The sequence below is a fragment of the Bovifimicola ammoniilytica genome, assembly GCF_025567085.1.
Lineage (GTDB): Bacteria > Bacillota > Clostridia > Lachnospirales > Lachnospiraceae > Bovifimicola > Bovifimicola ammoniilytica.
In genome coordinates, this window is the sequence record NZ_JAOQJN010000005.1 from 250259 (window position 1) to 260997 (window position 10739).

General features: G+C 35.6%; 10 protein-coding genes. All 10 read left to right on the forward strand.

Going from position 1 to position 10739, the window contains the following annotated elements:
- Positions 1 to 12 precede the first annotated feature (12 nt).
- Positions 13 to 1002 (forward strand): immunoglobulin-like domain-containing protein, encoded by a 990-nt coding sequence (locus OCV48_RS08530; protein WP_021982552.1) that lies wholly within the window; start codon positions 13 to 15, stop codon positions 1000 to 1002.
- A 13-nt stretch (positions 1003 to 1015) separates the two neighbouring features.
- A complete protein-coding gene (locus tag OCV48_RS08535) occupies positions 1016 to 1963 on the forward strand; it encodes a hypothetical protein (protein ID WP_021982551.1) in 948 nt (315 codons plus the stop codon).
- 310 nt (positions 1964 to 2273) lie between these two features.
- A complete protein-coding gene (rpsL, locus tag OCV48_RS08540) occupies positions 2274 to 2693 on the forward strand; it encodes a 30S ribosomal protein S12 (protein WP_021982550.1) in 420 nt (139 codons plus the stop codon).
- Positions 2694 to 2881: 188 nt separating this feature from the next.
- The gene (gene rpsG / locus OCV48_RS08545; RefSeq protein ID WP_021982549.1) at positions 2882 to 3352 is read left to right on the forward strand and encodes a 30S ribosomal protein S7; all 471 of its coding nucleotides are present in this window, start codon (positions 2882 to 2884) and stop codon (positions 3350 to 3352) included.
- 53 nt (positions 3353 to 3405) lie between these two features.
- A complete protein-coding gene (gene fusA, locus OCV48_RS08550; protein WP_021982548.1) occupies positions 3406 to 5523 on the forward strand; it encodes an elongation factor G in 2118 nt (705 codons plus the stop codon).
- A 110-nt stretch (positions 5524 to 5633) separates the two neighbouring features.
- Positions 5634 to 6827: an elongation factor Tu gene (gene tuf, locus OCV48_RS08555; RefSeq protein ID WP_147591675.1), complete on the forward strand. Its 1194-nt coding sequence runs from the start codon at positions 5634 to 5636 to the stop codon at positions 6825 to 6827.
- A gap of 146 nt (positions 6828 to 6973) precedes the next feature.
- The gene (locus tag OCV48_RS08560; protein ID WP_394803257.1) at positions 6974 to 7171 is read left to right on the forward strand and encodes a hypothetical protein; all 198 of its coding nucleotides are present in this window, start codon (positions 6974 to 6976) and stop codon (positions 7169 to 7171) included.
- Positions 7172 to 7774: 603 nt separating this feature from the next.
- Positions 7775 to 9127, forward strand: a complete 1353-nt coding sequence (locus OCV48_RS08565) for an MATE family efflux transporter (RefSeq protein ID WP_147591676.1) — start codon at positions 7775 to 7777, stop codon at positions 9125 to 9127.
- Positions 9128 to 9351: 224 nt separating this feature from the next.
- Complete coding sequence (locus tag OCV48_RS08570) at positions 9352 to 9819, forward strand: acyl-CoA thioesterase (RefSeq protein ID WP_147591677.1); 468 nt, start codon at positions 9352 to 9354, stop codon at positions 9817 to 9819.
- A gap of 282 nt (positions 9820 to 10101) precedes the next feature.
- A complete protein-coding gene (locus OCV48_RS08575) occupies positions 10102 to 10689 on the forward strand; it encodes a biotin transporter BioY (RefSeq protein WP_147591678.1) in 588 nt (195 codons plus the stop codon).
- Positions 10690 to 10739 lie beyond the last annotated feature (50 nt).

Below are 10739 nucleotides of genomic sequence, written 5' to 3' on the forward strand. Positions count from 1 at the left end.
ATGGAGAAAAAAGTGAGAATCAAAAGAAGTAGTGGATTAGTTGGTTTATGTATTATGGTAATCTGTCTTGTGATGTTTATGAATAGGAAAACATATGCAGAACAGGGCGACTATATGCTTAAGGTAAATGTTGCTTCAGGCTGCATTACAGTATATGAAAAAGGAGGTAACGGAGAATATAATGTGGCAGTTAAGGCATTTAGCTGTTCGACAGATGATACAATTGTGAAGCTTGATGAGACATATTCGATTACAGGACAACAGGAATGGAAGAAGATGAGTGATGGTACATATTCGCAGTATGTAATGGAATTATCAAATGGTATATCGATATGTTCAAGTTCATATACGGCAGAGAGCAAAGATACTCTTGATATGGCAAGATTCAATGAAATTGGAAGTGGGAATTCTGTAGAAAATGTCTGGCTATGTACAGCAGATGCAAAATGGATATATGAGAATTGTAAAATTGGTAATACAGTTGTATTCTACAGTGAAGTAAATAATCCGGGACCATTGGGTAAACCAGAAACAATTAAGTTAAACAACCAGAGTAAATTCACTAATTGGGACCCTACAGACAGCGATGAGAATAATCCGTGGAAGAACAGTTCCGCAAGAATAGAGGGCGTAAGGGATATTGAGATTACGGCAGGCGAGCAGGCAGATTTATTTCAGAATATAAAAGGTTATGATATATGTGGGAACGACGTAACTAAGAATATAATTATTATGGGTAGTTACGACTTTAATAAAGAAGGTACATATACAATTATGTATTATCTTAAAGATGCAACAGGCTCACAGATTAATAAATCAGCCAATCTTATTGTGAAGAAAGGTAAAAAAATACAATCAGGACAGACAGATATGAATAATACCGCAACTGCATCAGAGATTAGCAGAGAAAAGAGTAATGGAGAGAAAATGAGAATTCTTATTGAAATTGGAATTGCGGCATTTGCTGTAGCATTTGGGATAATCAGGTATACGAAGAGGTAACAGGAGGAAAAGAATGAGAAAACAGATTTTAGCAGTAGGAACAATTTGCTGCGTACTTATGTTTAGCGCATGTTCAGGCAAATCATCAGATGACAGTAACAAGAATAAAAATGATAATGCAATTGACAATACGATAGAAAGCAATTCGGCAAATGAAGATAAAGATGTAAAGAACGATGAAAATGGTAAAGAAGATAAGAATGAAGCTGCTGATGGTACAAAGGTTACACTGAATAAAGCTTCAGGAGATATGAGTAACTATATAGAAGCAATTGATAATTATTTTGAAAGTGTTGACACTACATCTGCCAAAGATGAGAAATTAATAGCTGCTCCAGTTATTTATTATGTTGATAAAACAGATGAAGCGGATATAAAGCTGTATGGTAACTTTTATATAGAACATTATGCCATATCCGATAATCAGTTAATTACAAGAGGCGGGGAAGCTAAGCAGGGAGTCTGCCATATCAGTAAACAGAATGGTGGATATACTGTAACTAAATTAGAAGAAGCAGAAGATGGTTCTTATTATGCAGAAAGTATTTCGAAATTCATATCAGATGTCAAAGCAGATTTAAAACCGTCATTAGGAGAATTATATTCGGATAATGAAATCGCAAGTAAGGCATTAGAATATACAAAGAATGTGCTTCTATATCGTTATGTGGCAGAAAATGGCTTAGATACAAGTACATATACTGACTCTTCGCAGAATGTTGTTAATTTTATCAAGATTCGAAATATTAAATATAATGGTGAAATTTATACTGAAATCGGACAAACTTCATATGATAATTCAAATAATAATGAAGTTATAGAGATTGATAATGTTGTGTCAGATATAAATAAATGTCAGGAAGAAAATGCATCTGATTTTGGTAAATGCAGCATAAAAGCAGGGACAGACGGTCAGATATTATTAAAGAGCGATGATGGCTATAGAATATTTGAAAAGTAATGCAAAATAAAAAGGCAGAAAGTCAGGGTAGAAATAAGTTTAAGTTAAATAAAGCTAGAAGTGAAAATAAGCTGAAATAAAAGCTGAAATAAAAAGAAATTTTTCAAAATTTACCTTGACATTATAAAATTACATAGATATAATGAAAAAGCGTGCATACGGGAAGACTATGTTCTGATTAAGAAAATTCTTTTAGGATATAATTAATCAATATGAACATAAGATACCATGATTTGTACGCTTTAGCCTTGTATAAGGCTTAGGCATAGATAAAATCTATAAACAATATTCTAATCAGGAGGTGAAAATAATGCCTACATTTAACCAGTTAGTAAGAAAAGGAAGACAGACAGCTGAAAAGAAATCAACTGCACCAGCTCTTTTAAAGGGTTATAACTCATTACAGAAGAAAGCTACAGATACAGCTTCTCCACAGAAGAGAGGTGTTTGTACAGCAGTTAAAACAGCTACTCCTAAAAAGCCTAACTCAGCTCTTAGAAAGATTGCCAGAGTTCGTCTTTCTAATGGTATCGAAGTAACAAGCTACATCCCAGGTGAAGGACATAACCTTCAGGAACATAGTGTTGTTCTTATCCGTGGTGGTAGAGTAAAGGATTTACCAGGTACAAGATATCATATCGTAAGAGGAACACTTGATACAGCAGGTGTTGCTAAGAGACGCCAGGCTCGTTCTAAATATGGTGCTAAGAGACCAAAGGACGCAAAATAGGAATAATCACAGGTTGAATGAATTTAGTGCCGGGAATTAGAAATATTGTTTATATGTTCGACATATATGTAATTTGAATTACAACAATACACTTTTTACCGCACGAAACACAACAAAAGTGAGTACCGATGAATTAAACAAAAAGGCAGTCAGAGAGACTGACCAACATATTTAAGGAGGGAAGAACCGTGCCACGTAAAGGACATACTCAAAAAAGAGACATATTAGCAGATCCATTATACAACAATAAAGTGGTTACTAAACTTATCAACAACATTATGTTAGATGGTAAGAAAGGTGTAGCTCAGAAAATAGTATATGGTGCATTTGCACAGGTAGAAGAAAAATCTGGTAAGCCAGCACTTGAAGTATTCGAGGAGGCTATGAACAACATTATGCCACTTCTTGAAGTAAAAGCAAGACGTATTGGTGGTGCAACATACCAGGTACCTATCGAAGTAAGACCTGACAGAAGACAGGCATTAGCACTTCGCTGGATTACATTGTTCTCACGTAAGAGAGGCGAAAAAACAATGGAAGACAGATTAGCAGGTGAAATTCTTGATGCAGCAAATAACACAGGCGCATCAGTTAAGAAAAAAGAAGATATGCACAAAATGGCAGAAGCAAACAAAGCATTTGCTCATTACAGATTCTAATTATAGAATTAAAGACATTTTTGCAGCATAGGATTATTTAAGGAGGAAGAACCTTGGCTGGAAGAGAATATCCATTAGAGAGAACTAGAAATATAGGTATTATGGCTCATATTGATGCTGGTAAAACAACATTAACAGAGCGTATACTTTATTATACTGGTGTAAATCATAAAATCGGTGATACACACGAAGGTACTGCAACTATGGACTGGATGGCCCAGGAGCAGGAAAGAGGTATCACAATTACTTCCGCAGCAACAACTTGCCATTGGACAATTGAAGAAAATGGTAAGAAAAAAGCAGGTGCTCCGGAACATCGTATTAATATTATTGATACACCAGGACACGTTGACTTCACAGTTGAAGTTGAGCGTTCACTTAGAGTACTTGATGGTGCTGTAGGTGTATTCGATGCCCAGAATGGTGTTGAACCACAGTCAGAAAACGTATGGCGTCAGGCTGACAAGTATGGCGTTCCACGTATGGCTTTCATGAATAAAATGGATAAGCTTGGTGCAGATTTCTTCGGATCATGTAATCAGCTTATTTCAAAACTTGGAAAGAATCCTGTACTTATACAGATTCCAATCGGTAAAGAAGATTCATTCCAGGGTGTTATTGACTTATTCGAGATGCAGTCATATGTTTTCAATGGCGATAAAGGCGACGATATCGTTATTGGTGAGATTCCAGCAGATCTTAAAGATCAGGCAGAGGAATATCATGATAAACTTATCGAACAGTGTGCAGAACTCGATGAAGAGATTATGGAAAAATATCTTGAGGGAGAAGAACTTTCTATTGCTGAACTTAAAGGTGCTTTAAGAAAGGGAACAATCTCAGGTGATGCAATTCCTTGTCTTTGCGGAACAGCATATAAGAATAAAGGTGTTCAGAAACTTCTTGATGCTATTATTGAATATATGCCAGCTCCAACAGACGTACCTGATATTACAGGTAAGGACGAAGATGGCAATGAAGTAACAGTTAAATCTTCTGATGAAGAGCCATTCTCAGCATTAGCATTCAAGATTATGACTGACCCATTCGTTGGTAAGTTAGCATTCTTCAGAGTTTACTCAGGTACACTAAACTCAGGTTCATATGTACTTAACTCTACAAAGAATAAGAAAGAAAGAGTTGGACGTATCCTTCAGATGCATGCCAACAACAGAAAAGAAATTGATAAGGTTTACTCAGGTGACATAGCTGCAGCAGTAGGTCTTAAGGTTACAACAACAGGTGATACGATCTGTGATGAACAGCATCCTGTAATCTTAGAGTCTATGGAATTCCCAGAACCAGTTATTGAGCTTGCAATTGAACCTAAGACAAAAGATGCTCAGGGTAAGATGGGTGAAGCTTTAGCTAAACTTGCTGAAGAAGATCCAACATTCAGAGCACATACAGATAAAGAGACAGGACAGACAATCATCGCTGGTATGGGTGAACTTCACCTTGATATCATCGTTGACAGACTTCTTCGTGAATTTAAAGTAGAAGCTAACGTAGGTGCTCCACAGGTTGCATACAGAGAAGCAATCACAAAGGCAGTTGATGTTGATAGCAAATATGCTAAACAGTCAGGTGGACGTGGTCAGTATGGTCATTGTAAAGTTCACTTCGAGCCAATGGATGCCAACGGAGAAGAATTATTCAAATTCGAATCAACAGTTGTTGGTGGTGCTATTCCTAAGGAATATATCCCAGCAGTTGGTGAGGGTATTGAAGAAGCTACACAGTCTGGTACACTTGCAGGATTCCCAGTTGTTGGTGTACATGCTACAGTTTATGATGGATCTTACCATGAAGTCGATTCATCAGAAATGGCATTCCACATTGCAGGTTCTATGGCATTCAAAGATGCTATGCAGAAAGCTGCACCAGTAATTCTTGAACCTATTATGAAGGTTGAGGTTACAACACCTGAAGAATATATGGGTAACGTTATCGGTGGTCTTAACTCACGTCGTGGACGTATTGAGAGTATGGAAGACATCAGTGGAGGTAAGATGGTTAAAGCATATGTTCCACTTGCAGAAATGTTCGGATATGCTACAGTTCTTCGTTCAGATACACAGGGACGTGGTAACTACTCAATGTTCTTTGAAAAATATGAACAGGCTCCTAAGAATGTTCAGGATACTATTATTTCATCTAGAGGAAGATAATAGTAAATTGCTAAAATAATGCTTGAAATTATAAGCATTATGCAATATAATTTTAAATAGCCTAGCCCGATAGGGCAAAAATTAAGATTTGTAAGGAGGATTTACGCAAAATGGCTAAAGCTAAATTTGAAAGAACTAAACCACATGCTAATATTGGTACTATCGGTCACGTTGACCATGGTAAAACAACTTTAACAGCAGCTATCACAAAGACACTTGCTGCAAGAGTTGCAGGAAATTCTGCAGTTGATTTCGAGAACATCGATAAAGCTCCAGAAGAAAGAGAAAGAGGTATCACAATCTCTACAGCTCACGTTGAATATGAAACAGAGAAGAGACATTACGCTCACGTTGACTGTCCAGGACATGCTGACTACGTTAAGAATATGATCACTGGTGCTGCTCAGATGGATGGTGCTATCCTCGTTGTTGCTGCTACTGATGGTGTTATGGCTCAGACAAAAGAGCATATCTTACTTTCACGTCAGGTTGGTGTTCCTTACATCGTTGTATTCATGAACAAATGTGATATGGTTGACGATGCTGAATTACTTGAATTAGTAGAAATGGACATCAGAGACTTATTAAATGAATATGGATTCCCAGGTGATGAAACACCTATTATCCAGGGTTCAGCTCTTAAAGCTCTTGAAGATCCTAACGGCGAATGGGGCGACAAGATCATGGAACTTATGGATGCAGTTGATTCTTGGATTCCAGATCCTCAGAGAGATACAGATAAGCCATTCTTAATGCCAGTAGAAGACGTATTCACAATCACAGGTCGTGGTACAGTTGCTACAGGTAGAGTAGAGAGAGGTGTTCTTCATATCAATGATGAAGTTGAAATCCTTGGTATTCATGATGACGTTCGTAAGACTGTTGTAACAGGTATCGAAATGTTCAGAAAACTTCTTGATGAAGCTCAGGCTGGTGATAACATCGGTGCTCTTCTTCGTGGTATTCAGAGAACAGATATCGAAAGAGGACAGGTTATTGCTAAACCAGGTACTGTAACATGTCATAAGAAATTTACAGCTCAGGTTTACGTATTAACAAAAGACGAAGGTGGACGTCATACTCCATTCTTCAACAACTACAGACCACAGTTCTACTTCAGAACAACTGACGTAACTGGTGTTTGTGAATTACCAGAAGGTACAGAAATGTGCATGCCTGGTGATAACGTAGAAATGACAGTTGAACTTATTCACCCAATCGCTATGGAGCAGGGTCTTGGTTTCGCTATCCGTGAAGGTGGTAGAACAGTAGGTTCAGGTAAAGTTGCTACAATCATTGAATAATTTGCGATTAAGCATATAAATAGAGACTTCCGAGATTTTTCTCGGGAGTCTTTTTTAATTTTTAAGAAGACAAACTGGAGGTTTGTATCATAAAATATTCGTTTACGACACATTTAGGATATTAATAAATTAACTATGAAAAATGATTGGTAGAAAAAACTAAAAATAGAAAAAAGGGAACAACAAAAATTGATAAGCAATTTGAATATAATACATATATAAGAGATTTTTTCGCAGATAATAAGGGAAAATCATTAGATGATGCGATTAGGTGTTGGAAATATAAGAAACAATTACAAGGTCATAATAAGTATGAAAAGTCAGACCTTATTGTTTTAGATTAGAAAATTATACATAATCACCACATTACTATATCTTAAGTTCTATATTTAATGGTATTAAATAAATATAAAATATTGTATAATATCATACAGTAAAAACAAACAGCTTTTATGGCGGATAGGAAATCGCTCATGCGAATTTCTCATCACCACCTTGTGACAGGTTACTTAGAAATGGAGATTAGTATGAAGTGTTTAAATTGTGGATGCGAAAATGATATAGCAGATACAAGGTGTAGGTTGTACCATATCTGAAAAGCATAAGGCAAAAAGGTAAAGGTAAAATATAATCCGGATAATCCATCAGAATATGTAATATCAGCAGAATGGTATGAATCGTATATTCCGGCTATTATAGCATTAGGTGTTGTGATAATATATTTGATAGTTCTGAAAATAAATTCTAATATAAGAAAGAGTAAGGAAAGCCAGGTTAACAATAAATTACTATCAAAATAGAGTTAAAACATTGACTCTACAACTGTTATAAGGTTTAGAATCACCTCTAAAGGAGAAAATCTTATTTTACAATCTATACATTGCAATTATATCTTGGTATAGAATTATCACTAAAGGAGGAAAACTGGTTTTACAGATACAGGTACAATGGAAAAGAATTTAACAACAGGAAGTGTATTTAAAACAATAGTATATTTTGCATTACCATATTTATTGTCATATTTTATGCAGACATTATATGGAATGGCAGATTTATTTATTATAGGGCAGTTTGATGGAGTAGACAGTATAACGGCGGTTTCGAACGGAAGCCAGGTTATGCATATGCTTACAGTTATTATTGTGGGACTGGCTATGGGGGCAACGGTTATGATTGGAAGAGCTGTTGGAAGCAGAAATCATAAGCAGACATCAGGAGTAATCGGTAACACAATCGTATTATTTATGATATTGGCATTTGTAATGACAGGGGCATTGCTAATTCTTGTTAAGCCCATCGTCGGAATTATGAATGTACCAGAGGAAGCAGTTAAGGGTACTACCGGATATTTAGCGATATGCTTTATTGGAATACCATTTATTACAGCTTATAATATTATAAGTTCTATTTTCAGGGGACTTGGAGATTCTAAGAGCCCGATGTATTTCATAGGGACAGCCTGTGTAGCTAATATTGCCTTGGATTATCTTTTTATTGGATATTTCGATATGGGAGCTAATGGTGCTGCACTTGGAACAACATTGGCACAGACTATAAGTGTAATTATTGCTTTGATAGCAATAAAGAAACGTGACACAGGAATCAGATTATGCAAGGAAGATTTCAAGGTTAAGAAGAATATATTAGGAGAAATACTAAAAGTAGGTTTTCCGGTAGCGATTCAGGATGGCTGTATACAGATAGCATTTATAATTATTACGGTTATTGCTAATAGAAGAGGTCTTGATGACGCAGCGGCAGTAGGAATTGTTGAAAAAGTAATCAGTGCATTATTTATCGTGCCATCGTCAATGCTTGCTACAGTTTCAGCGTTATCGGCACAGAATATTGGTGCGGGCAAACATGAACGAGCTGCTAAGACGCTTAAATATGCTACAATTATTACGAGCATATATGGTGTATTTGTCGTACTTATAGTTCAGCTTTGTACATCATCAGTTTTGAGAATGTTTACATCGGATGCGATGGTTATTACACTTGGTGTACAGTATTTGAAAGGATATATCTGGGACACAATATTTGCAGGAATACATTTCAGCTTTAGTGGATATTTTGCAGCTTATGGTAAATCATACATAGGTTTTATACATAACATTATATCGATTGTATGCGTGAGGGTACCGGGTTCTTATCTTACTTCTAAATGTTTTAAGGACACGTTGTTGCCAATGGGACTTGCTGCACCGGTAGGCTCAATATTATCTGTCGTAATATGTTTAGCAGCATATAAACTGTTGAAAAATCAATTTACATCACAGAATATAAATACGGAGAGATGATTGTGGAGAATAAAAAGCTATTTAAAATCGGAGAAGTTGATTGATTATGGAATGACGAATGATTCGAATAATTTTGTGACGAAATTTGCCATACCTGTTGAATAAATCGGTTTTGATTGGTATTATTATATAGATTTATACGACATAAATGAAAAAAGTTAAATAAAATGCATTAAAAAATTAAAGAAAAACTATTTAAAATAATAAGAAAAGAGGTAAATATTATGGAAAAGAGAGTTGAAGATTCCATAGTAGAACAGATGAGAGAGGTCAGACCAGAAGATTTAAATGGCGCTGACAGACTTTTTGGTGGAAGATTAATGGAATGGATAGACGAGGTAGCTGGAATAGTTGGACTCAGATATGCACAGAACAATGTTGTTACTGCGTCCGTTGATAATTTAAGATTCATAAGAGGTGTGTACAAGCACGAGATAGTTATTCTGATAGGTCGTGTTACATATGTTGGCAATTCGTCGATGGAAGTAAGGGTAGATACCTACGTTGAGGGACTTGATGGTATGAGATATCCTGTAAACAGAGCATATCTCACACTTGTATCAGTGGATGAAAATGGAAAAGGAAAGAAAGTTCCAAGACTTATAGTAGATTCATTAAGTGAACAGGCAGAATGGGAAGCCGGCAAGAAGAGAAGTGAGTTAAGAAAACAACGTCTTAAAGAGGGCTTCTAAAAGTTTACATTACTGATAATTATATAAATAAATTAACTCAAACTTCGCACATACATATTGCAGCCAATATTCATCTATTAAAGTAAATTTGATATTTATATATTCAAATTTGCTTAATACAGATGATTTAATTATATTATGTTTGTGCGAAGTTTGAATTTATTAACTGATAATAAAATCAATAATGTAAACCTTTAAGAAAATAAAATGGTTGACAATATAAGAACGCCGATATATAATCACCTTCGGATACAAATAAAAAATCATATTTCGGAGGATATTATGGACAGTAAAAAGAAAACATTAAAAATCACAATGTGCGCATTATTCGCAGCACTTACGGCAATTTGTTCTCAGATACAGATACCTTTGCCACAGATACCTATCAATCTTGCATTATTTTCAGTATGTATTGCCGGAGCAGTTTTAGGCGCTGCATATGGTGCATTATCAATGATAGTATATGTATTGCTTGGCGCAGTTGGTGTTCCTGTATTTGCAGGCTTTAAAGGTGGTTTTGCAGCAATTACAGGTTCTACAGGTGGATATATTGTTGGATATATCGTATGCGCATGGGTAACAGGAATTATTGTTAAATATACAAAGGGAAAGATTTATCAGATAGCACTTGCAATGGTTGTTGGTGTTGCATTATGTTATGTATTAGGAACAATCTGGTTTATGATCCTCTCGGGTAACCCACTTAAGGTATCATTAGGATTTTGTGTATTTCCATTTTTACCTGGCGATGCAATCAAGATTATTCTTGCATCAACAATTTCAGCAAAATTAAGACAGGGAGTATCCAATATTTATGAGCTTAATCCTTGTAAGATTTCAACCAATACTACAGGTGAAATTGCAAAATAATGTTTTGAATTAATAAAAATCAAGATAAAATGAGGACAAGAACATTGAAA